Origin of the sequence: Kitasatospora sp. NPDC091335, assembly GCF_044757205.1 — a bacterium.
In the GTDB taxonomy this organism is placed as follows: domain Bacteria; phylum Actinomycetota; class Actinomycetes; order Streptomycetales; family Streptomycetaceae; genus Kitasatospora.
Genome location: NZ_JBIVUM010000002.1, coordinates 303,790 through 325,191 on the forward strand (window position 1 = coordinate 303,790; position 21,402 = coordinate 325,191).

Sequence of the window (21,402 nt, forward strand, 5' to 3'; positions counted from 1 at the left end):
GGTCACGGGCGGTGCGCCCGGTTGCGCGCGGTTACGGGCGGTGCGCGGGGAGCTGGTGAGCGACCCGATACCTTCACTCGAACGAGTTATCGAATATCTCTGGCGTGTTGACGCCTCGACACGCCACCATGGACCCCGGCCGAGCGACGCACCACACGCCGCCCGGCGCGTGCCGTGCCCAGTCCCTCGTCAGCCCTCCCGCCCGGGCAGTTCCCGGCGGACCCGTTCGAACACCTCGTACATCTCCGACCCGAACAGCACGAACCGCACCTCCGCCAGCCCCGCGCCCGCCTCCGCCTCACCGCCGTCCAGCACCTCCGCGACGGTGCCCAGCGCGATCCGGGCCGCGTCCGCCGGCGGCCAGCCGTAGATCCCGGCCGACACGGCGGGGAAGGCCACCGTGCGCGCGCCGAGCCCCGCCGCGGTGCGCAGCGACTCGCGATAGCAGGAGGCCAGCAGCTCCGCCCGCTCCCCGTACTCCTCCGCCCGGTACACCGGCCCGACGGTGTGCACCACCCACCGGGCGGGCAGCCGTCCGGCCGTCGTCGCCACCGCGCGCCCGGTGGGCAGCCCCTTGCCCCAGTGCGAGGCGCGCAGCCGGCGGCACTCCTCCAGGATCTGCGGCCCGCCCCTGCGGTGGATCGCGCCGTCCACCCCGCCACCGCCCAGCAGGGACGAGTTGGCGGCGTTCACCACCACGTCCACCGCCTGCTCCGTGATGTCACCCTCCAGCAGGATGATCCGCTCCACCGCCACCACTCCCCTTCCCCGGTCCGCCCGGCAGCCGCCGGGACGGGAAACCGGGCCGTCGTCCGAGTCCAGTCACCACACCGCCACCGGCGTGGCAAGAGCCACAACGGCGCCGGTCGGCCAGAGAAATCCCCGGAGACCACGTTATGGTCGCGAGAAGTTCCCCGACGCGCGGTGCCAGGCGGGCACTGCGGACGGACGCCGACCGTTACGCAGTCGGGGAAAGGGAGGAACCACCGATGCCCGCAACGGGAGACGGGCGGGCACCTGCTGCCGCGGACCTGCCGGGCGCCCATGACGGCGCCCCCGTCGGTCGTGCCCGCAACCGCGCCACGACCTGTCCGGGCCTGGCGGCTCCCCCGATACCCCACCCCCGCGCGCGGGCCGTGCACGCCTCCCACCCGTCCCGCCTCTCCGATCCCGGCGGCCCCGCGGCGGCGGAGGGTCCCGCCGACGACGCACCGCTGCGGCTGCTGGTCATCGAGGACGACGCCTCGGACGCCCAGCTGATCAAGGCGGCGGTGGCCGACAGCGGCACCTCGATCGAGATCCACTGGGCCCGCGGCCTCGACCAGGCCACCGAACTGCTCGCCCCGCCCGCGCCCTGGGCCCGGCGCGGGCGCTCCCGCACTCCCGAGTTCGGCTGCGTGCTGCTCGACCTCGCCGCGCCCGCCGACCTGCCGCACCCGTCCGACGCCTCCGACGGACTGGAGGGCCTGCACGAACTGCTCCGCCGGGCCCCGCACACCCCGGTCGTGGTGCTCACCGACGCCGCCGGGGCCGAACTCGGAGCGGCCGCCGTCGCGGCCGGCGCCCAGGACTTCCTGCTCAAGCACGAGACGGACGGCCCGCTGCTCGCCCGCGCCCTGCGCCACGCCGTCGAGCGCAAGCGCGCCGACGAGTCCCAGCGCCGTCTGGTCGAGGCCGAGTTGCGCGGCCAGGAGAACGCCCGCCTCCAGCGCCACCTGCTGCCCACCCCGCTGCTCGACGGCGCCGGGCTCTCCTTCACCCGGCGCTACCGCCCCGGTCGCCGCCGCGCACTGCTCGGCGGCGACTTCTACGACGCCGTGCGCACCGACGACGGCGCCGTCCACGTCGTGATCGGCGACGTCTGCGGCCACGGCCCCGACGAGGCCGCGCTCGGCGTCGCGCTCCGGATAGCGTGGCGCACCCTGGTCTTCGCCGGCCTCACCGGCGAGGCCCTGCTCACCACCCTCCAGCACGTACTGGAGCACGAGCGGCGCAGCGACGAGATCTTCGCGACGCTCTGCATGCTCGTCATCGAGCCCGGCGGCACCGGCAACGGCCTCGACTCGCTCGGTGCCGGCGAACGGGCCAGGCTCTACCTCGCCGGGCACCCGGCGCCGCTGCTGCTCGGCCGCGACCACGAGCCGGTCACCCTGCCCGCCGACCTCGCCGGGCCCGCGCTCGGCCTGCTGCCGTGCCACGACGGGCAGGCCGCCTGGCCCGCCCACGAGATCGAACTCCGGGCCGGCTGGCGACTGTTGCTCTACACCGACGGGCTGATCGAGGGCCGGGTCGGGGCCGGGTCGCGCCGGCTGGGCCAGGACGGGCTCGCCGGCCTGGTCGGCGACCACCAGGCCGCCGGGCTGACCAGGGGGCGGCTGGTCGACAGCGCCATCGCCGAGGTCGAGGAGCTGAACGGCGGCGCGCTGACCGACGACGTCGCGGTGCTGCTGCTGGAGCGCAACCCGGTCCAGCTGATCCTCGGCTGACGGCCCTCAGCGCACGGACGAAGGCCCGGGCGGGGGCTCCCAGGTTTCAGAGCCCCCGCCCGGGCCTTCGCTTCGTCGTCGTCCGGCCTACCAGGGGCCGTACGGGCCGGTGTTGCTGCGGCCACCACGGCCGCCACCGCCTCCGGTCAGCGCCCGGATCGCCGGGCGGACGTCCACCACGTAGACGATCGAGGCGACCAGGCCGGCCAGGGTGCCGATGCCGGTGAAGAAGTTCACCCCGAACAGGAAGTCCCAGCCGAAGGAGACCGCCAGGATCGCCACCCAGAAGCCCTTGGTCTTCTTGTCGGCCGCCCGGTAGGCGTCCTCCCTGCGGGTGACCGCGTCGACCAGGGCGAACAACTTGTAGGCGAGCATGGCGACGATCGCCCACCAGATCGGATTCAGGTAGGAAAAGGCCAGAATCTGCAACATTCCGACCATTCGCGATCTCCTCTGTTCTCGGCTCCGATGCTGCGACCACCGCCCATCCTGGCACGGCGACCGTCCGCAACGGGGTCAACGTCCCGCGGTCACCCGATGTGCCCTTCGGCACCCGGGCTCACTCCGCGGCGGTGTCCTCGGCGGCCGCGAGGTCGGCGGCGGTGTCGGCGGCGGCGCCCTTGCGGGCCCGGGCGGGCTTCTTCGGGGCGGGCCCGGCAGCCTCCTCCGCCACCGGCCCGGTCCCGGCCGGCTCGACGGACAGCACGGGCTGCCCGGCCTCCTCGGCCTCGGCCGGCGCGCCCGGGAGGGCCTTGTCCACCACGACCTTGCCGCGCTCGGCCAGTTCGTCGTACGTCTCCTTGGCCTTCACCGCGAGCTCGACCGCGCGGGCCACCTGCTGAAGGGCGAAGCCCTGGGCCCGCTCCTGGATGGCCTTGAGGTCGGTCGGCAGCGTGGTGACGGTCTCGGCGACCCTGGCCTGCGCCCCGGTCAACAGCGACTGCGCCTCCTGGAGCCTGGCGGTGGCCTTCTCCTGGGTGCCCTTGCGGTCGGCCGCCAGCGCCTCGACCCGGCCCGGCACCTCGCGCAGCTTCTCGTACGCGAGGTCCCCGGCACCGGCCAGGGCGTACAGCGGGGTCGGGTCGCCGAGGGTCTTCTTGATCTCGTCGGTGATGGGCATGGTTACCGGTCCTCCCGGTGGGTGTTCTGGGGGGCTGAGCCGTCGGCCGTCGCACCGGTGGCCGAAGCGGCGTTCTCCTTGAGGAAGGCGTCGTAGACCGCGAGCAGCGCCTGCTTCTGCTGCTCGTTGATCATCGGATCGGCCAGGATCGAGGCCCGCAACTCCAGGCCCTCGCCCCGCCGCTCCTCCAGGATCCCGGCCTGGACGTACAGCGTCTCCGCCGAGATCCGCAGCGCCTTGGCGATCTGCTGGAGGATCTCCGCGCTCGGCTTGCGCAGCCCCCGCTCGATCTGGCTGAGGTACGGGTTGGACACGCCGGCGGCCTCCGCCAGCTGCCGCAGCGAGTACTGGGCGGTGCGGCGCTGCTCGCGGATGTACTCGCCGAGCGAGCCGACGTTCAGTGAGGCCATGGGGACAGCCTGCAACACCCTGCTTGCACATGCAAGCAGGATGCTAGCGGCAGCAAACGCGCCAGGCCGAACGGGTCAGGGCGGGCCGGGCGGACCAGGGCGGTCAGGCCAGGTGGGTGAGGAGGAGTTCGGTGAGCCGTTCGGGGGTGCGCAGCGGGAGGTAGTGGTCGGCATCCGGGACGAGGTGGCCGCGGGCACCGGGGATGCCGGCGGCGAGCCGCTCCGCGATCGCCGCGATCTCCGGGTGGTCCCGGTCGCCGTGGACGACCAGGGTCGGCGCGGTGACCGTGCCGAGGACGGACTCCGCCGCCCTGGCCGGGGCGCCCGCGAGGTGGTGCTCGCTGACGATGCGGCGGGCCGCGTTCTCCTCGACCATCGCCGCGATCAGTTCGCCGCCCGGCGCGGTACGGCCCATCGCGGCCCAGACCGAGAGCTCCAGCTCGGCCAGGGCCTCCGCGTCGCCCCGCCGCCTGGCCTCGGCGTAGGCGGTGGCCTCCGGGGACGGCGGCCAGTCGTGGCCGCTGACCGAGGCGCCGACCAGGCCGAGCGCGGCGACCCGCCCCGGGTGGGCGATGGCGAAGTCCAGCGCGGTCTCGCCGCCCATGCTCAGGCCGACCAGTGCGGCGCCGCGCAGACCGAAGTGGTCCAGCACCGCGCCCAGGTCCTCGACGTCGTCGAAGGCCCGCTCCGGTGCGCCGGACCGGCCGAGGCCGCGGGCGTCGTAGCGGATCACCTCATGGCTCCGGGAGAGCTCGGGGACGACGGCGTCCCACAGCCGGGAGTCCATGCCGGAGCCGTGCAGCAGCACCACCGGGCTGCCGCTGCCCCGGCGCTCCGCCCACAGCCGGCCGCCACCGGGGGCGGGGACGTGGACCTCGGCGGCGGGGTGATCGGTGTGCGGGCTCATGGGGTGATCCTTCCAGAGGCCCCGTCGGGCGGGCCGGTCAGGCGGACTCGGGGAGACGGACGGGCATCAGGACGGAGAAGGTGCCCGCCCGGCCGGGGGTGCGGACGGCCAGCGGGGCGATCGGGCCGCCGAGTTCGAGGAGCAGCTGTCCGGGCTGCCCGGACTCTCGGGGCTCTCCGGACTGTCCGGCGTCGAGGGCGTCCAGCAGGAAGTCCCGGTTGACGGCCAGCCGGTAGCCCTCGGGCGCCGGGTCGTCGGCCACCGCCAGCCGGCCGTCCCCGGTCAGGGTCAGCACGGTGACCGCGCAGTCGGCGCCGCCCGGCCCCGAGGGCAGGGTGCGGGTGGCTCCGGCCGCCACGGCGGCGCGCAGTTCGGCGGCGGACAGGGCGATCCGGTGCTCGGGTTCGAGCCGGGTGACGGCCCGGTGGTCGGGGTAGTCGAAGTCCAGGGCGGCGCCCTCGATCCGGTGCGCCCCGGCCTCGGCGCGGACCAGTCCGGCGCCGAGGGTGAGCGCCACCTCGGGCGCCCCCGCGCCGAGCAGCGCGCGCAGTGCGTCCACCAGCGCGGTCGGGACGACCGTGCCGGCCACCGGGCGCCCGGCCGGGTCCTGGGAGGCGGCGGGCACCTCGGCGAGGGCCATCCGGTAGCGGTCGGTGGCGACCAGGCGCAGCACCGGCCCGTCCGGCTCGAAGAGCACCCCGGCGAGGGAGGGCAGCCCGGGGTCGCCGCAGACCGCGAAGCGGACCGCGTCCAGGGCGGCCGCGAGGCCCTCGGCCGGGACGGTGAGCCGGAGTTCGGCGGGGGCTGTGGTCATCGGTTGCTCCCTCTGCTCGATCATCGTGTGGATCAGGGAGAGCTCGCGGCGGGCGTCGGCCAGGCCGTCCTCCAGCCGGCGCAGGTGCGCGTCGAGCACCCGCCGGGCCTCGCCGCTGCCGGGGGCGGCGGCGAGTACCGCGCGGACGGCCGCCAGCGGCAGGCCGACCCGGCGCAGCCTGGCCAGCAGCCGGGCGTCGGCGAGCTGGCCGGGCCGGTACCAGCGGTAGCCCGTCTGCGGGTCGACCCAGGCGGGGGTGAGCACCTCGGCGCCGTCGTAGTAGCGCAGGGTGCCGACGCCCAGGCCGCTGGCGCGGGCCAGTTCGCCGATGCTGTGCAGCTCGCTCTCCATGCCGGTGACTCTGCGGGCTCGACCTGGTCGAGGGTCAAGCCCGGTCGGCGCCGTCGTCGGGAAGACGGCCCTGATCGGTGAGGGGGCGGGGATCGGTGAGGGGGCCCGTGCCGGTGAGGGTCCCAGGGCCGGTGAGGTGGGCCAGCTTCCGCGGGTTGCGGACGACGCGGATCTCGGAGATCCGCACGGTGCCGTCCGGCTGCTCGGCGAACTCGAACACCGCGACGGAGTCGACCGCGCCGTCCACGGTGACCAGCAGGCCGGGCTCGCCGTTGACCAGGACCGGCCGGGCTCCGGCGCCCTCGCCGAGCCGGCGGAACACCCCGAGGACGAAGCGGGCGACGTTCTCGGCGCCGCCGAGCGGCCGCAGCGCGGCGCGGATCACGCCGCCGCCGTCGGTCCAGCCGGTGACGTCGGGGGCGAGCAGTTCGAGCATCCGGTTGAGGTCGCCGCCGACGCTGGCCGCCAGGAACTCGTCGGTGGCGCGGCGGCGCAGCTCGGGCGGCGCGTCGTAGCGCGGCCGGCGGGCGCGCACGTGCGCCCCGGCCCGGCTGCCGACCTGGCGGCAGGCGGCCTCGGTGCGGTCCAGGGCCTCGGCGATCTCCCGGTAGGAGAAGCCGAAGGCCTCCTTGAGCACGAACACCGCCCGCTCCAGCGGGGACAGGCTCTCCAGCACCACCAGCAGCGCGACCGAGACGGTCTCCGCCCGCTCGACGGCGTCGGTCGCGTCCGGTTCGGTGACCAGCGGCTCGGGCAGCCACGGGCCGACGTAGGACTCGCGGCGGACGGCGGCCGAGTCCAGCTTGTTGAGCGCGAGGTTGGTGACCGTACGGGCCAGGAAGGCGCCGGGGCCGGCGACCGGACCGGTGACCCCGCTCCAGCGCAGCCAGGTGTCCTGGACCAGGTCCTCGGCGTCGGCGACGCTGCCGAGCATCCGGTAGGCGATGCCGAAGACCATCCGCCGGTACCGCTCGAAGTCGGCGAGGCGGGTGTCGTCCTGCCCGTGGTCGCTCTGCCGGGCGTGGTCCTGCCGGGTGTCGTCCTGCCCGTGGTCGTGGGTGTCGGTCACCCGCGCGACGCTACCGCACGGTAGCCGCGGCGCTCAGCCCCGGAAGGCCTCGTAGGCGGGGGCGAGCAGGGCGGCGAGGTCGCGGCCGTGCACGGTGATGCCGGAGCGGCCGAGGCGGCGCAGCGAGGGTTCGTCCGGGCCGTCCTCCTCCGGCGGGGCGGGGCGCAGGGTGAAGTCGCCGCGCCAGTAGGCGGCGACGTTGACGGCGGGCGGTCTCGGTTCGTCGGTCACGCGTCCTCCTCGGCCACGGCGTCCTCCCGGGTGAGGGCGACCAGTTCGCGCAGCGCCTCGGCCGGCAGGTCGGTGAGCCAGCGCTCCCCCTCCCCCACCACCGCATCGGCCAACGAGCGCTTGGCGGCGAGGAGTTCGTCGATCCGCTCCTCGACGGTGCCGACGCAGACCAGCCGGCGGACCTGGACGTCCCGGCGCTGGCCGATCCGGAAGGCGCGGTCGGTGGCCTGCTCCTCGACCGCCGGGTTCCACCAGCGGTCCAGGTGGATCACCTGGTTGGCGGCGGTCAGGTTGAGGCCGGTCCCGCCGGCCCGCAGCGAGAGCAGGAACACCCGTGGCCCGTCCGGGGACTGGAAGCGATCCACCAGCTCCTCGCGGCGCGCCCTGGACAGGCCGCCGTGCAGGTACAGCACCTCCTCACCGAGCCGGCGTTCCAGGTACGGGCGGAGCATCGCCCCGAACTCGGCGTACTGGGTGAAGACCAGCGTCCGGTCGCCCTCGGCCAGCGCCTCCTCCAGCAGTTCGGCCAGCCGGGCGACCTTGCCCGAGCGGCCGCCCACCGCCGAGCCGTCGTGCAGCAGTTGGGCCGGATGGTTGCAGACCTGCTTGAGCTTGCCGATCGCGGCCAGCACCGTGCCGCGCCGCTCCACGCCCCGGATGCCCTCGACCCGCCGCAGCAGGTCGGCGACCACCGCCTGGTACAGGCCGGCCTGCTCGGCGGTGAGGTTGCACCAGACGGTCATCTCCTGCTTGGCGGGCAGCTCGGCCGCCACCGCCGGGTCGGACTTGACCCGGCGGAGTACGAACGGGGCGGTGCGGCGCAGGAGTTCGGCGGTGCGCTCGGGGCTGCGGTGCAGCTCGACCGGGATCGCGTAGCGCTCCTTGAAGCGCTCGGCCGGGCCGAGCAGGCCGGGGTTGGCGAAGTCCAGGACGGCGTGCAGCTCGGCGAGCCGGTTCTCCACCGGGGTGCCGGTGAGCGCGATCCGGTGCCGGGTGACGGGCAGCGCGCGGATCGCCCTGGACTGCGCGGTGCCGGTGTTCTTGATGTGCTGGGCCTCGTCCGCGACCACCCGGCGCCAGCGGATCGCCCGCAGGGCGGCGAGGTCGCGCTGGACCAGCCCGTAGGTGGTGATGACCAGGTCCACGCCCCGTACGGCTGCGGCGAGTTGCTCCGCCCCGAGACGGCCGGCGCCGTGGTGGACGTACCGGCGCAGGCCGGGGGCGAAGCGCTCGGTCTCCCGCTGCCAGTTGCCGACCAGGGACATCGGGCAGACCAGCAGGGTGGGGCCGGTGGCACCGGCGGCTCCCTCGGCGGCCAGCAGGGCGAGGGTCTGGACGGTCTTGCCGAGGCCCATGTCGTCGGCCAGCACGGCGCCGAGGCCGAGCTCGGACATGGTCCGCAGCCAGGCCAGTCCGCGCTCCTGGTACGGGCGCAGCACGGCCCGGAAGTCCGGCGGCAGCTCCGGCGGCGGAGCGGCACCGGCCCGCCCGGCGAGCAGTTCGCCGAGCGGGCCGTCCACGCTGACACCGGTGACCGGCAGCCCGGCGACCGTCGGCTCCGGATCGAGGGCGAGGCGCAGCAGGTCGGCGGCGGCGAGCACGCCGTCGCGCCGGTCGGCGAGGAAGGCGAGCGCGGCGGCGATCTGGTCCGGGTCGGCCTCCAGCCAGGCGCCCCGCACCCGGACCAACCCCTGTTTGGCGGCGGCGAGTTCGGCCAGCTCCTGGTCGGTGAGCGGGCTGCTCTCCGGGCCGAGCGCGGCCTGCCAGCGGAAGTCGACCACGGCGTCCCGGTCCACCTGACTCGTGACCGCGAGCGAGCCGGGCGCGGGCGGGGTGGTGGCGCGCAGCGCGAGCCCGAGCCGGGGGCGGCGGCGCCACCAGGCGGGCAGCAGCACCCCGAAGCCGCCCTCGGCGAGGGCGGGCGCGGCGGCGCGCAGGAAGTCCAGCGCGCCGGCCCGGTCGAGCGACAGGGCGGACGGGCGGGAGCGGTGGCGCAGCCCGTCCAGGGCGGGCCAGCGGTGGGCGGCGCGGGCGAGTTCGGCGACCAGGACCTCGACCGGGTCCTCGGCCCTGCGGGCGAGCGCGGCGTGGGCGGCGCCGCCCTCGTGCAGGTCGGCGGCGCGGACCAGCAGGGAGGGCTCGTCCACGGCCTGGAGCAGGAACTCCAGCCGCCAGGCGTCGTCGGAGGGACTGCCCTCGGGGTCGTCCGGGTCGGGGCCGAGCGGTTCGACCAGGCGGAAGCAGAGCCGCAGCGCCGGGTCGACGGGCCGGGCGGCGGCGTACCAGGCGCCGAGCCGGCGGCCCAGTTCGGCGAGTTCCTCGGGCGGGGCGCCGTCGAGGCCGCCGTCGGGGGTGGTGAGGGCGTGCAGCCAGCGTTCGGCGACGGCCGGCCCCGGTGCGGCTCCGTCCCCGCCCCTGCCCGAGAGGGGCGGTGCGTCGGCCAGGGCGGCGCGGGCCTCGGCGTCCACCAGCGCGCCCAGGGCGGCGGCCAGCAGCCCTTCGCCGCCGCCCGCGCCGTGCGGCCACTCCCCCAGCAGGACGGGCGGGCAGCCGGACGCCAGGGCGGCGGCCTCCCGGCGCCCGGCCGGGGTGAGGTCGGGCTGCCAGCGGGCCCGTGGACGCCCGTCGGCGGCGACGACGGGCAGCGGCAGCACCCGGCCCCGGCCGACCGTCCGCCAGGCGAGGTCGTGCACCCCGGTGAGCCAGCGGAGCGAGGGGCCGTGGACCACCTCGATCCGCCCGGCGCCGGGCAGGTCGGTGCCGGTGACGGCCCAGACCGGGTCGAAGACCTCGCCGAGCAGCTGGGCGGCGGCCCCGGCGTCGAAGAGCAGCGCCGGCACCCGCCAGGGGGCGAGCACGGCGGCGCCGCGCGACGGGGCGACCGGAAGGTCGGGCGAGGGCGCGGGAACGGTGCCGACGGTGGGCAGCAGCAGGGTGGCCCAGCGCTCGGGGGCCTGCCCGGCGAGCCAGCCGAGGCCGGGGCCGATGCCGCCGAGCACGGCGGCCAGTTCGCCGGCCGGGCAGGCGTAGGGGTGGGCGCGCGGGGCGGGCCGGTCGGGGCGCGGTGCGGCGGCGCCGGGGTGGGCGCGGGCGTCCTCGGCCCAGAGCGCCAGCCGCCCGTCCGCCTGCCAGAGCGCGTGCAGGACGAACATCGGGGGCCTTCCGGGCGGGGTGGAACCGTCCCTCGCAGCCTAACCGGGAGGGCCGACAGGGCCGCTCCGCTGAGCCGTCCGGGGGACGCCCGGGACTTGTGGTTGAAAGTTGAACGAAACTGCCCTACGCTGGAGCCAACAAGTTGAAGCCTAAACAAATGGCTTCGAACCAAGGAGGAAGCCATGGGCCTGTTCAACCGCACCAAGACCGTCACCGCCCCCGCCGCGGCCGCCGTCCGGACCCCGGCCGGCCCGGACCTCGCCCACCTGACCGGCGACTGGGCGATCGACCACACCCACAGCGAGATCGGCTTCTCGGTGCGCCACGCGATGGTCACCAACGTCAAGGGCCGCTTCACCGAGTACGACGGCAAGCTGCACCTGGACGGGACCCACCCGGGCAAGTCCTCGGCCGAGCTGGTGATCAAGGTCGCGAGCGTCGACACCAACCAGGCCCAGCGCGACGAGCACCTGCGCACCGGCGACTTCTTCGCCGTCGAGGCCCACCCCGAGATCCGCTTCCGCAGCACCGCCGCCGAGCTGGTCCACGGCGACTCGTACCGGATGACCGGCGACCTCACCATCAAGGGCACCACCCGCCCGGTCGTGCTGGACCTGGAGTACACCGGCAGCGCCACCGACGCGTACGGCGCCGACCGGGTCGGCTTCGAGGGCAAGGCCGTCGTCGACCGCACCGAGTTCGGCCTGACCTACAACGCGGCGCTGGAGACCGGCGGCGTGCTGATCGGCGAGAAGGTCAAGCTCAGCTTCGACATCTCCGCCGTCAAGGCCGCCTGAGCCCGCCCCCACGAGCACCGCCCCTGCCCATCCCCCTGGGCAGGGGCGGTTCCGCGTTCCCGTGCGGGAGCGGCGCCCGCCCTGTACGAGCGGCGGCGACAGAGGACGACGGCGCGTCAGCGGGCGCGTCCGGGCGGGGCGCCGGAAAATGGCGAGCCGATTGTCAGTGCCACCCTCTAACGTCGAGGCATGGGGGAAATCACCTACGTCCGAGGCGATGCCACCACGCCCCAGGGCAAGGGCGTGAAGGTGATCGCGCACGTCTGCAACGATCTCGGCGGCTGGGGCAAGGGCTTCGTGCTCGCGCTCTCCAGACGCCGGCCCGAGCCCGAGGCCGCGTATCGACGCTGGTATCGGGAGCGGGCGACGGCCGGCCGGCGGACCGGGGTGTCCCGGTGACCGTCTACGACTTCGACTGACCGGACGCCCCGGCCCCGGTCACGACTTCCACCGCGTCCACCAGTCCGGCCACCGCCGCCACTTCGACCACGTTCACCGGTTCAGCCGGTTCGGCCACCCCGGCCACCCCGGCCGCCTCGGCTACGTCGACTACTTCGGCTACTTCGGCTACTTCGGCTACTTCGACCGATCCACCGGCTCCGGCCGGTCGGATCCGGGCGCCACGCGCCCGGCCGGCCAGGCGTACACGTACTCGGGCAGCAGGAACCCACCGGGGAACTCCCCCTCCTGCGCCCGGACCCGCTCGGCGCCCTCGCGCTCGTAGAAGGCGATCGCGCGGGTGTTGTCCCGCAGTACCTCCAGGAAGAGTTCGGCCCCGGGGTGCCGCTCGGCGACACGGGTGCGGGCCGCCGCCAGCAGCTCGCGGCCTATGCCGCCACCGGTCAGGCCGGGGCGCACGTGCAGGTTGTCGATCAGCACCCCGCCGTCCGGTTGCGGGACGAGGTAGATGAACCCGACCGTCACACCCGCCCGTTCCGCCACCAGGAGCTCGGGCACGTTCTCCGGCTCGCCGTAGTCGGCGTCCAGGCGCAGCTCCCACAGCTCGCGCCGCTGGGCGGCCATCCCGTCGCCCAGTCCCTCCTCCGGGACGATCCCCCGGTAGGCGGTACGCCAACTGTGAGCATGCAGTTCGGCGATGGACCCGGCGTCCTGCACTCCGCCGCGCCGGATGACGGTCTGCCCTGAACTGATCATGTGACCAGCCTCCCACAGAGATGGAGTTGAACATGTTCAACCGACACGCCTACAATCCTGTCCAGCCTTTGAACGCGTTCGAAAAGCGGGGGGCCACCGTGGCACCGGATGTGGAGGGGACATCCGGTGTCACGAACACCGACACCGGATGGAACGTCGTCTCCGGCTAGGCTCGTCCCCGTGGACGACCTGGCAGCGACGAACCGAGCGGACGGCGAGAACGGCACGGCCGAGGCTTCGGCCGTGCCAGGACCGGAGGGCGGTCCCGGCCCGGACGGCGGGCCCCTGCCCGGCGGCCGGGCGCAGCCGAAGACCGACAAGAGCGAGGCGACTCGGGCGCTGATCCTGGAGACGGCCATGCGGCTGTTCCAGGAGCGGGGCTACGAGAAGACCACCATGCGCGCGATCGCCACCGAGGCGGGCGTCTCGGTGGGCAACGCGTACTACTACTTCTCGGCGAAGGAATTCCTGATCCAGGGGTTCTACGACCGGATGACCTACGACCACGCGGCAGACGCCAAGCGCCGCATGGCCCATACCCGGGACTTCTCCGAGCGGTTGCAGATCGCGCTCACCTCCTGGCTCGACACGGCCGCGCCGTACCACGAGTTCTCCGCGCAGTTCTTCCGCACCGCCGCCGACCCGACCAGCTCGCTGAGCCCGTTCTCCAACGAGTCCCACCCGGCCAGGGCGACCGCGGTCGAGCTGTTCCGCGAGGTGCTCCAGGGTTCGGAGCTGGCGCCCAAGCTGGACGCCGAACTGGTCGACCTGCTGCCGGACGTGCTCTGGCTGTACCTGATGATCGTGGTGCTCTACTGGGTCTTCGACCGCACCCCGGACACCGAGCGGACCAGGGAGTTCGTCCGGCGTTCGACGCCGCTCACGGCCCGGGTGATCAACCTGTCCCGCTACCGGGTCTTCCGGCCGATCGTCCGCGACGCCAAGGGCCTGATCCAGGACTTCATCCTGCCCACCATCGGCAAGGCGGCGGTCAAGTAGCGCCCAGCGGCACACGGAAGGCCGGCCCGATCGCAGGCCGGCCTTCTTCACGGCGCCGGGCTCAGAACTCGGTCGGCGTCCAGGCCCGCACCGGGGTGCGGAGCAGCAGGTCGGCGGCGGCCGCCGCGCCCGGGCGCAGCTCGGTGACCAGGCCGGCCGCGGCGAGCCGGGGCGCCGTCTCACCGCCCAGGTAGAGCGAGCCCAACTCCGAGGCGCCGAGCGCGAGGTCGGCGTCGTCCGTGGTCCGGGCGCAGCGCCCGGTGCCGCCCTCGGCCACCTCCAGCGCCCAACGGCCCGAGGCGTAGCCCAGCTTGTCGTCGACCTCCAGCACCACCCGGCCGGGGGCGCCGTAGCTCCGGGCGCCGAACGCGGCCTCGACGTCCAGCAGCCGCAGCCACATGATGTCCCCGTTGTCCTCGTGCGGGGTGGCCGCGCGCGGGTCCTGGAGCAGCAGCGGCAGCGGGTCGTCCGGGCTGAGGTTGCGCACCTCGACCCGGGCCACCCAGTCCACCGACAGCACCAGGCGCCAGAGTTCGACGGAGGTGGGCAGGTCGAGGGCGATGAACTCGTCCACGGTGAGCTTGCCGTCGGGGTAGGCGCCGTCCCACTTGGCGTCGATCCGGTAGACCACCAGCCCGGTGACCACGCCTGCGGCGTCCCGGTGGACGGCGGCGAACGGCTCCTTGAACTCGTCGCCGGGCGTGGGAACCTCTCCGACGGTGCGCTCCCACCAGAGCGAGTCGCGGTCGATCGCGCCCGGCTGGGTGCGGCGCCAGCGGTCGTACAGCTCCGCTCCCTGCTCGCGCAGCTCCGCCATGGTCACGAAGTCGATCCGGCCGCCGGGGACGCCCGGCAGGCCGTCGCGCAGACCGCGGGTGCGGCGCAGCTCGATGTTCCGGCCGCCGCCGTGGGTGGCCGGGCCGAAGCCGAACCGGCCGTAGATGTTGTACTCGGCGGCGGCCAGGATCGCGACCGCGCTGCCGCGCTCGGCGGCGGCGGCGAGGTCCCGGCGCATCATCGCGCTGAGCAGGCCGCGACGGCGGTGGGTGGAGCTGACCGTGACGTTGGTGATCGCGTCGGCCGGCACGACGGCCCCGCCGGGGACGGTCAGTTCGGCGTCGAAGCTGCGGAAGGTGGCGATCTGGCGCTCGCCGTCGAAGCCGGCCAGCATCCGGCCCGGCGTCCACAGCCGACGGCGCAGATCCCCCGAGGCGGGCACGTGGGGGCGCAGGAAGCCGAAGTTGAGCGCCCGGCCCCACTCCGCCACCTCGTCCACCGAGACGGCCCGGATCCGGAGTCCGCTCACGCTGTCCACGGCCGTGTGATCGATGCTGTCGCCCATGGGGCCACCGTACGGCGGCCCTCCCGGGGCGGCATCCGATTTATTCCGTGCCCGACCCGACGTGCTCGCCCGGCACCACCACCCAGTCGTTGGCGCGCAGGACGCGGTCCGCGAAGTCGAGGTCCCGCTCGCCGAGCAGCCGGAAGCCGAGCGCCCGGCAGATCCCGTTGGACGGTCCGTTGGTGGTCCCCGGGTTGGCGTGCACCTCGCCCCAGCGGCCGTCCGCGGCGGCGGCGTCCAGCACCAGGCGGACCGCCGCCTTGGCGAGGCCGCGGCCCTGGTACCCGGGCAGCACCATCCAGCCGATCTCGGAGACCGTCACGCCGTCCTCCTCGTCCGACCAGAGCGTGACGGCGCCCACCGCCTCGTCGTCCTCGGCGCCGTCCGGCACGATCATCCTGATCCAGGCGTCGTCCGCGGCGGTCAGGGCGAGGTCCTTGCGCAGCCGCGCCTCCACCGTCTCCCGGGGCAGCGGGCCGCCCAGTTCGGCCATCATCACCGGGTCGCAGCGCATCCTGACGTACGCCTCGAGGTCCCCCGCCCGAACATCCCGCAGTCGCATGACGCCTCCTCAGTGCCGGTCCGAGCGGACACGGTAGCGCGGCCCACCGACAGTGGCCCCGGGCGGCCCGACCTGGCATCCTCGTGCCGGTTCAGGTACAGACGATCCGCTTCGGGGGGAACCATGGAGGACGAGTACGTCCGCGCGTTGAAGGAGTACGAGGGCCGGGCGCTGGCGGCGAAGCTGGTCGGCGGGCTGACCGTGGCCGGCTGGCTCTGGGCGATCGGACTGGTCCTCGTCCCGGCCGCGGGGCTCTGCGGCTCACCGGCCTTCTACCAGCCGACCGGCTTCCACATGGCGGAGGTCTGCGACTCCGAGGTGATCGGCCGGATCGGCGGCGCGGTCGCCGTCTTCCTGGCGACGATCCCGCTCGGTGCCCTCTGGGCCTGGACCGTGGTGCGGCTGCGCGACAGCCGTACGGTCGTGTCCGCCCTGGCCGGCCGGTAGCCGACCGCGCCGCCCCGGGCCGGCGCGGAGGCCGCCCCGGACCGGCGCCAAGGGCTCCGAGGCGGGGCGGTCGGCATCGGCAGCGGACACGGAGCCTTCGCAGATCGATCCCCGCGAAGCGGCCGCCCGGATCGAGGGCCCGCGGAGCGTTCCGGAATGCCTAGGGGCGGGCGTAGAAGTTCGGGGTTCCCATGATCCAGAGGCTGGCCTGCTTGACCGGCATGCCGGCCCGCGGGGCCTCGATCATCTGGTCGTCGCCGATGTAGAGCCCGACGTGGTGGATGTCGGCGGCCCGCCCGGTGGCCGTCCAGAAGACCAGGTCACCGGGGCGCAGCTGGCGGTAGCCGATCGGGGTGCTCTGGGCGTACTGGTCGGCGGCGAAGTGGTTGAGCCGCCGGCCGCCCTCGCGCCAGGCCATCATGGTCAGCCCGGAGCAGTCGTAGCCGCCCGGGCCCTCGCCGCCCCAGACGTAGGGCAGGCCGATCTTGGACCTGGCGAAGGCGATCGCGGCGGCCGCGCCCTCGGCGGACCACGGGCGGGCGAGCGGCGGCGGGGCCTGGGCCTGCGTCTGGGCCTGCACTCGGGCCTGGGCCTGAGCTTGCGCCTGGGCCTGAGCTTGCGCCTGGGCCTGAGCTTGCGCCTGCGCCTTGGCGGCGGCCGCCGCCGCTGCCTCCTCGGCCTCCCTGGCGGCCTTCTCGGCGGCGGCGCGGGCGGCGGCCTCGGCCTCGCGGGCGGCGATCGCCTCCAGGGCTTCGCGGCGCCGACGCTCCAGCTCGACGGTGGTGTTCCTGGCGGCGGCCAGCTCGGTGAGCAGCTGCTCGCGGCGCTGCCCGGCGGCGGCGACCTCGCCCTGCTGGGCGGCCAGCCGCTGCTCCGCCCTGGCCCTGGCCGCGCCCACCGCGTCGGCGGCCTTCCCCGCCGCTTCGGTGGCGGCCCTGGCGGCGGCGGAGGCGCTGCGGGCGGCGGCGGCCGTGGAGGTGGCGGCGTCCAGGATCTGCCGGGTGCGCTCGCTGACCTGGCCGACGGCGGCGGCGCGGTCGCCCGCCTCGCGCGGGCCGTGGGCGCCGAGCAGGGCGTTGAGGGCGGACAGTTCGGCGCCCGCGCCCTGACGGTACGTCTCGGCGGCGAGCCCGGCCGCGTCCTCGGCGGCGGCCGAGCGTTCGGCCTCGGCGGTGGCGGCGCGCCGCGCGGCCGCGCTCTCCTCCGCGCGGGCCCTGGTGAGCGCGAGCTGGGCGCCGTTGTAGGCCTCGACGGCCTGTTCGGTGGCGCGCGCGGACCGGTCCAGCTCCGCCCTGGCGGCGGTGAGCGCGGCCTCCAGGGCGGCGGCCGCGGAGGCCTTGCCCTCGGCCTCGGCCCTGGCCCGGTCGATCTCCTCGGTGGTCGGGTACGGCTCCTCGCCCCCGGTCCGACCGGCCACAGGCGCGCCGGCGGCCGGTTCGCCTCTGACCGGTTCACCGACGACCGACGGTTCGGGGCCCGCCGGGGCGGCCTGGGCGGCGGGGAGCAGTCCGAGCAGGGCGGTGAGGGCCAACAGGATGGTCGGCAGGAGCCTGCGCGCCACGCGACGTCCCTTCTGACGGGTCCGGAGGGGACGGCGTCGGACGGCGCGCGGCGTACGGGCGGTCGGCGGCCCGGGGACGGCGGGGAGTCCGAGGAATCATCCCATCACGTGACAGAACGGTCACATGCTGCTCATGTTCTCAATTCCGGTGGCCTTCACACCCGGAACGCGCTGCATCGGTCGAGTGACCATCGGATGATCCGACCAGAACCGGCTCCGAACAGACCCCGCCGGCGGACGGACTACCGGTGGATCCGGCGGGTCCGCGTCCGCAGCCGGGGGTGCCGCTCGGGCCGGCTCTCCAGCCCGGTCGGGCCCACGGCGAAGGTCCGGCTGCGCCCGGCCCGGACGGTACGGCGGCGCTGCTGCGCCAGTCCGGAGCGGACCGGGCCCGGCTCGACCGCCCCGGACGCCGGACCTGCCGCGCCCGGGGCCCTCCCCGCCGTCCCGGCGGCGGCCGCCGAGCGGCGGTCGGCCAGCCGGGCCTGACGGCGGGCCAGCGCCCGCGCGGCGTGCGCGTCGAGATGGGCGGTGGCCCTGGCGGCCATCCGCTCGGCCACCCGGTGCGCGGCGGGGTGGTTGGCGGGCACCTTGTCGGGGGCCCCGGCGATCAGGTCGAACAGCCAGGTGCGGGCCCGGTCCGCGCGCCGGTGCAGCAGGCGCTCACGCCGTAGCGCGCGCGCCCGGCGGCGGGGGCGCCCGGCGTACCGCCAGCGGGCCCACGGGCTGCTCGGGCGGGCCAGCCTGATCGCCCCGATCCAGGACAGGCCGGGGACCATGATCCCGAGCAGACCGGTCCAGACCTTGCCCTTGAGCAGGGTGATCACCGAGGCCAGCGCGTTCACCGAGATGATCGTGATCAGGCCCCACCTGGTCTCCTCGCCGGGCACCACGCCGAGCGGCACGTACCCGACCAGCAGCAGGGCGGTGAACAGGATGCCGAAGATCACCGCGTCCACCGACTTGCGGCCCTGCTCGCTCCAGTACACGTCGTCCAGGTGCAGGATCAGCGCGAACTCGTCCAGCACCAGGCCGCAGCCGATGCCGAAGGCCAGCCCGAACCAGTCGATCCACGGGTGCCCGCCGTAGGTGGCGAACACCCCGATGCCGCCGAGCAGCAGAAAGCCCAGGCCGAACACCATGTGGTGGATGTGCAGGCCGCCGGGGGTCACGTTGCCCGGCCACCAGCGCACCTGGGCGCGGATCATCCGGACGCTGAACCGGATGAAGACGAAGGAGGTGATGAATCCGACCAGCAGCAGGAACAGCGGTTGCTTGTGCGCGCCGACGATGTGCTCGCGGTAGCCGTCCAGCAGTGTGGTCATGGGTCTTACCTTCGTTCCTGGTCCTGCGTCCTGCCTGCCCTGACGTGGCCCCGGGCCGTACCTGACCCGGTCCCTGGCCCGACGCCCGGTCAGAATCCCCGGGTGCGCTTGGCCGCCCGGCGCGGCATGACCGGGTAGAGCGACGGGCGCTCGTCGCCGACCGGCAGCTTCATGAACAGCCGGGCGATCTCCCCGCCGAGGTTCACCCCGACCGCCAGCGCCATCGCGATCGCCGCCGCCCGGAAGACCGACACCAGGCCGGCGCTGGAGTGCCCCTGGGCGAAGGCGAGCATCCCGAGGTAGAGCGCCGAACCGGGCATCAGCGGCCCGATCGCGGCGGTCACGTACGGCAGCGCCGAACCGTTGCGGTAGCGCGCCATCAGCTGGCCGAAGAGGCCGACCAGCCCAGCCGCCACGCCGGTCGCCGCGATCGGGTTGACGCCCGCGTTGTAGACCAGCGCGCCGTAGCTGGCCCAGCCGATGCCGCTGTTGACCGTGACCAGGGCCAGGGTGCGGCGGTCGGTCTGGAGCAGCGTCGCGAAGGCCAGGGTCAGCACCATCGCGGCGATCATCTGGACCGGCGGGTAGTTGACGCCCACCAGGCTCTCGTCCGGCCGCAGGTTCGCCTCGAAGCCGACCCCCAGGTAGAGGATCACCATCACCCCGATCACGATGCCCGCGACCAGGTAGATCACTTCCAGCAGGCGGGCCGCGGCGGTGATGTAGAAGCCGGTCAGGCCGTCCTGCACGGCGGCGACCAGGGCGCGCCCGGGCAGCAGGGCGAACAGGCCGCCGGTGATCACGACCGAGCCGCGCAGGCCCCAGTCGTTGAGCGAGAGGATGATGCCGGACGCGGCGGCCGGCATCGCGGCCGCCACGAACTGGTAGAACTCCGGCAGCCGGCGCCTGGCCAGCGCGGAGGCCAGCCGGTCGCCGAGGACGGCCGCGACGAAGGCGCTCGCGAACACCAGCCAGCCCTTGTCGTCGGCCCGCCCGCCGACCAGGAAGGTCGCCGCACCGGCCAGCAGGCCGGTGGTCAGGGCGAGGAACCAGGCCGGGTACGGGTGCCGGTTGCGGCGGATCACGGCGAGCCGGCGGTAGGCGTCGTTGACCGACACCTTCTCCGCGGTGATGTCCGCCACCAGCGCGTACACCGCGTCGAGCCGGGTGTAGTCGGAGGTGCGGCGGCGCACCACGCGGTCGGCGGTGACCGGCGGCTCGACCAGCGAGGGCTGGTACGAGATGCCGATCAGGGTGAAGGTGACCTGCGGCTCGCAGCGGTCCAGCCGGTAGGCGTGCGCGATGCCGAGCATCGCCGCCTCGACGTCCTCGGCGGCCTCGCCGCTGGCCAGCAGCAGCTCGCCGATGCGCAGCGTCAGGTCGAGGATGCGGGGGACGTTGCGGGTGACGGCCGCGGCGGGGTGCATGTCGCGGGCGGTGCGCTCGAAGGCGGGGCGCTCGGACATCGGGGTGCGCAGCAGGGTGCGCATCCGGTCCGGCCAGGGTGCCTCGCCGGGGGCGCCGGCGGTCAGCTCCGGGATCGGGATGCCGTCGGGCGGGGTGTAGCCGGCCGCCCGCCACTCCTCGGGGGTCAGGGTGTCCTCGGCGACCGAGCGGCGGCGGGCCGGGCGCCCGGCCTCCGGGCGGGCCCCCGGCACGGGCACCGGCTCGGGCTCGGGTACCGGCTCGGGGGCCAGCAGGCCCCTGGTCTCCGGGACGGGCGGGGCGAGCGGGACGACGGTGGTGGGTTCGACCGGCGGGGCGGGGTGGCCGAGCAGGCCCTCGGTGGGCGGGGCGTCGGCGGGGTGCACCGGTGTCGGGGGTGCCTGCCGCGCCTGTCGTACCGCCCGGCCTCCCCTCGCCCGCTTGCCCGCACCCGGTCGGCCCCGCTTAGGCACTTCCGCTCCTTGCCGCCCCTGGTGGCCTTCGGCCACTGCTCGATCTCGGGTTACACCTTGCCTGATCGAAAAGCGCGACGCACATGTACGCGGCGTCCCACGGACGGGACGGCGGGCGCCTACCCGGCGCGGTGGCGGGCGGCGGAGGCCGCGCCGGAGCGGCGGGCCCGCAGCAGCTCGATGACCACCGGGACCACCGAGACCAGCACGATGCCGACCAGGATGGCCTCGATGTTGTCCCGGACGAACGGGATCTGGCCCAGGAAGTAGCCGAGCACGGTGACGCCGCCGCCCCACAGCACGCCGCCGACCAGGTTGTAGACCACGAAGGTGCGGTAGTTCATCCTGCTCACCCCGGCGACGATCGGGGTGAAGGTCCGCACGATCGGCACGAAGCGGGCCAGCACGATCGCCTTGGGCCCGTGCCGGTCGAAGAAGGCGGCGGCCTTCTCCACGTTCTCCTGCTTGAAGATCCGGGAGTCGGGGCGGCGGAAGAGGCTCGGACCGACCTTGCGGCCGAACAGGTAGCCGACCTGGTCCCCGGCCACCGCGGCGGCCACGATCAGCGCGCAGATCAGCCAGAGCGGCTGGTGCAGGTAGGTGCCGTCGGCCACCAGCAGGCCGGTGGTGAACAGCAGCGAGTCGCCGGGCAGGAAGAAGCCGATCAGCAGGCCGGACTCGGCGAAGACGATGGCCAGGATGCCGATCGGGCCGAAGGTGGAGATCAGGTGGGTCGGATCGAGCCAGGACGGGCCGAGGGCGAGGCTGGTCACGG

General features: G+C 74.8%; 20 protein-coding genes and 1 pseudogene. 5 read left to right on the forward strand and 16 right to left on the reverse strand.

What is annotated here, in order from left to right; genetic code table 11:
* Positions 1-189 precede the first annotated feature (189 nt).
* The gene (locus ACIQOW_RS06255; RefSeq protein ID WP_401080271.1) at positions 190-750 is read right to left on the reverse strand and encodes an O-acetyl-ADP-ribose deacetylase; all 561 of its coding nucleotides are present in this window, start codon (positions 748-750) and stop codon (positions 190-192) included.
* Positions 751-989: 239 nt separating this feature from the next.
* On the opposite strand from ACIQOW_RS06255, the gene ACIQOW_RS06260 reads away from it, so the two are divergent.
* Entirely contained in the window at positions 990-2,486 is a 1,497-nt protein-coding gene (locus ACIQOW_RS06260; RefSeq protein WP_401080273.1) for a PP2C family protein-serine/threonine phosphatase, read from the forward strand.
* An 87-nt stretch (positions 2,487-2,573) separates the two neighbouring features.
* Here ACIQOW_RS06260 and ACIQOW_RS06265 read toward each other — a convergent pair whose 3' ends face one another.
* The 8 genes from ACIQOW_RS06265 to ACIQOW_RS06300 form a co-directional block, all read right to left on the reverse strand.
* Positions 2,574-2,861, reverse strand: coding sequence for a DUF2516 family protein (locus ACIQOW_RS06265; RefSeq protein ID WP_401081336.1), 288 nt, complete (start codon positions 2,859-2,861; stop codon positions 2,574-2,576).
* A gap of 184 nt (positions 2,862-3,045) precedes the next feature.
* Positions 3,046-3,606 carry a hypothetical protein gene (locus tag ACIQOW_RS06270; RefSeq protein WP_401080275.1) on the reverse strand — a complete coding sequence of 187 codons (561 nt, stop codon included), beginning with the start codon at positions 3,604-3,606 and terminating at the stop codon, positions 3,046-3,048.
* A gap of 2 nt (positions 3,607-3,608) precedes the next feature.
* On the reverse strand, positions 3,609-4,016 hold the full coding sequence (locus tag ACIQOW_RS06275) for a helix-turn-helix domain-containing protein (RefSeq protein WP_401080277.1): 408 nt from the start codon (positions 4,014-4,016) through the stop codon (positions 3,609-3,611).
* Positions 4,017-4,119: 103 nt separating this feature from the next.
* Positions 4,120-4,923 carry an alpha/beta fold hydrolase gene (locus ACIQOW_RS06280; RefSeq protein ID WP_401080280.1) on the reverse strand — a complete coding sequence of 268 codons (804 nt, stop codon included), beginning with the start codon at positions 4,921-4,923 and terminating at the stop codon, positions 4,120-4,122.
* Between the two features lie 37 nt (positions 4,924-4,960).
* Positions 4,961-6,088, reverse strand: a complete 1,128-nt coding sequence (locus ACIQOW_RS06285) for a MerR family transcriptional regulator (protein WP_401080282.1) — start codon at positions 6,086-6,088, stop codon at positions 4,961-4,963.
* A gap of 34 nt (positions 6,089-6,122) precedes the next feature.
* The gene (locus ACIQOW_RS06290) at positions 6,123-7,157 is read right to left on the reverse strand and encodes an RNA polymerase sigma-70 factor (protein ID WP_401080284.1); all 1,035 of its coding nucleotides are present in this window, start codon (positions 7,155-7,157) and stop codon (positions 6,123-6,125) included.
* A gap of 33 nt (positions 7,158-7,190) precedes the next feature.
* Complete coding sequence (locus ACIQOW_RS06295; protein WP_401080286.1) at positions 7,191-7,388, reverse strand: hypothetical protein; 198 nt, start codon at positions 7,386-7,388, stop codon at positions 7,191-7,193.
* On the reverse strand, positions 7,385-10,540 hold the full coding sequence (locus ACIQOW_RS06300) for an SNF2-related protein (RefSeq protein ID WP_401080288.1): 3,156 nt from the start codon (positions 10,538-10,540) through the stop codon (positions 7,385-7,387). Before ACIQOW_RS06300 ends, ACIQOW_RS06295 begins: the two co-directional genes overlap by 4 nt.
* A 183-nt stretch (positions 10,541-10,723) precedes the next feature.
* On the opposite strand from ACIQOW_RS06300, the gene ACIQOW_RS06305 reads away from it, so the two are divergent.
* Both ACIQOW_RS06305 and ACIQOW_RS06310 read left to right on the forward strand, forming a co-directional pair.
* Complete coding sequence (locus tag ACIQOW_RS06305; RefSeq protein WP_401080290.1) at positions 10,724-11,338, forward strand: YceI family protein; 615 nt, start codon at positions 10,724-10,726, stop codon at positions 11,336-11,338.
* A 189-nt stretch (positions 11,339-11,527) separates the two neighbouring features.
* Positions 11,528-11,704 (forward strand): annotated as a pseudogene (locus ACIQOW_RS06310) (Appr-1-p processing protein); the annotation flags it as partial.
* A 210-nt stretch (positions 11,705-11,914) separates the two neighbouring features.
* On the opposite strand, the gene ACIQOW_RS06315 reads toward ACIQOW_RS06310, so the two are convergent.
* The gene (locus ACIQOW_RS06315; RefSeq protein ID WP_401080292.1) at positions 11,915-12,493 is read right to left on the reverse strand and encodes a GNAT family N-acetyltransferase; all 579 of its coding nucleotides are present in this window, start codon (positions 12,491-12,493) and stop codon (positions 11,915-11,917) included.
* Between the two features lie 180 nt (positions 12,494-12,673).
* Between ACIQOW_RS06315 and ACIQOW_RS06320 the strand changes: the two genes are divergently transcribed.
* Positions 12,674-13,492 (forward strand): TetR family transcriptional regulator, encoded by an 819-nt coding sequence (locus ACIQOW_RS06320; RefSeq protein ID WP_317620327.1) that lies wholly within the window; start codon positions 12,674-12,676, stop codon positions 13,490-13,492.
* A gap of 61 nt (positions 13,493-13,553) precedes the next feature.
* Here ACIQOW_RS06320 and ACIQOW_RS06325 read toward each other — a convergent pair whose 3' ends face one another.
* Positions 13,554-14,834, reverse strand: coding sequence for a GNAT family N-acetyltransferase (locus ACIQOW_RS06325; protein ID WP_401080295.1), 1,281 nt, complete (start codon positions 14,832-14,834; stop codon positions 13,554-13,556).
* A gap of 40 nt (positions 14,835-14,874) precedes the next feature.
* On the reverse strand, positions 14,875-15,396 hold the full coding sequence (locus ACIQOW_RS06330; protein ID WP_401080297.1) for a GNAT family N-acetyltransferase: 522 nt from the start codon (positions 15,394-15,396) through the stop codon (positions 14,875-14,877).
* 123 nt (positions 15,397-15,519) lie between these two features.
* On the opposite strand from ACIQOW_RS06330, the gene ACIQOW_RS06335 reads away from it, so the two are divergent.
* Complete coding sequence (locus ACIQOW_RS06335; RefSeq protein WP_401080299.1) at positions 15,520-15,843, forward strand: hypothetical protein; 324 nt, start codon at positions 15,520-15,522, stop codon at positions 15,841-15,843.
* A gap of 160 nt (positions 15,844-16,003) precedes the next feature.
* On the opposite strand, the gene ACIQOW_RS06340 is transcribed toward ACIQOW_RS06335, so the two are convergent.
* The 4 genes from ACIQOW_RS06340 to ACIQOW_RS06355 form a co-directional block, all read right to left on the reverse strand.
* The gene (locus ACIQOW_RS06340) at positions 16,004-17,404 is read right to left on the reverse strand and encodes a C40 family peptidase (protein ID WP_401080301.1); all 1,401 of its coding nucleotides are present in this window, start codon (positions 17,402-17,404) and stop codon (positions 16,004-16,006) included.
* A gap of 242 nt (positions 17,405-17,646) precedes the next feature.
* Entirely contained in the window at positions 17,647-18,729 is a 1,083-nt protein-coding gene (locus ACIQOW_RS06345; RefSeq protein ID WP_401080303.1) for a hypothetical protein, read from the reverse strand.
* Positions 18,730-18,818: 89 nt separating this feature from the next.
* Complete coding sequence (locus tag ACIQOW_RS06350) at positions 18,819-20,540, reverse strand: threonine/serine exporter ThrE family protein (protein WP_401080305.1); 1,722 nt, start codon at positions 20,538-20,540, stop codon at positions 18,819-18,821.
* 206 nt (positions 20,541-20,746) lie between these two features.
* Positions 20,747-21,400: a DedA family protein gene (locus ACIQOW_RS06355; RefSeq protein WP_401080307.1), complete on the reverse strand. Its 654-nt coding sequence runs from the start codon at positions 21,398-21,400 to the stop codon at positions 20,747-20,749.
* Between the last annotated feature and the right edge of the window lie 2 nt (positions 21,401-21,402).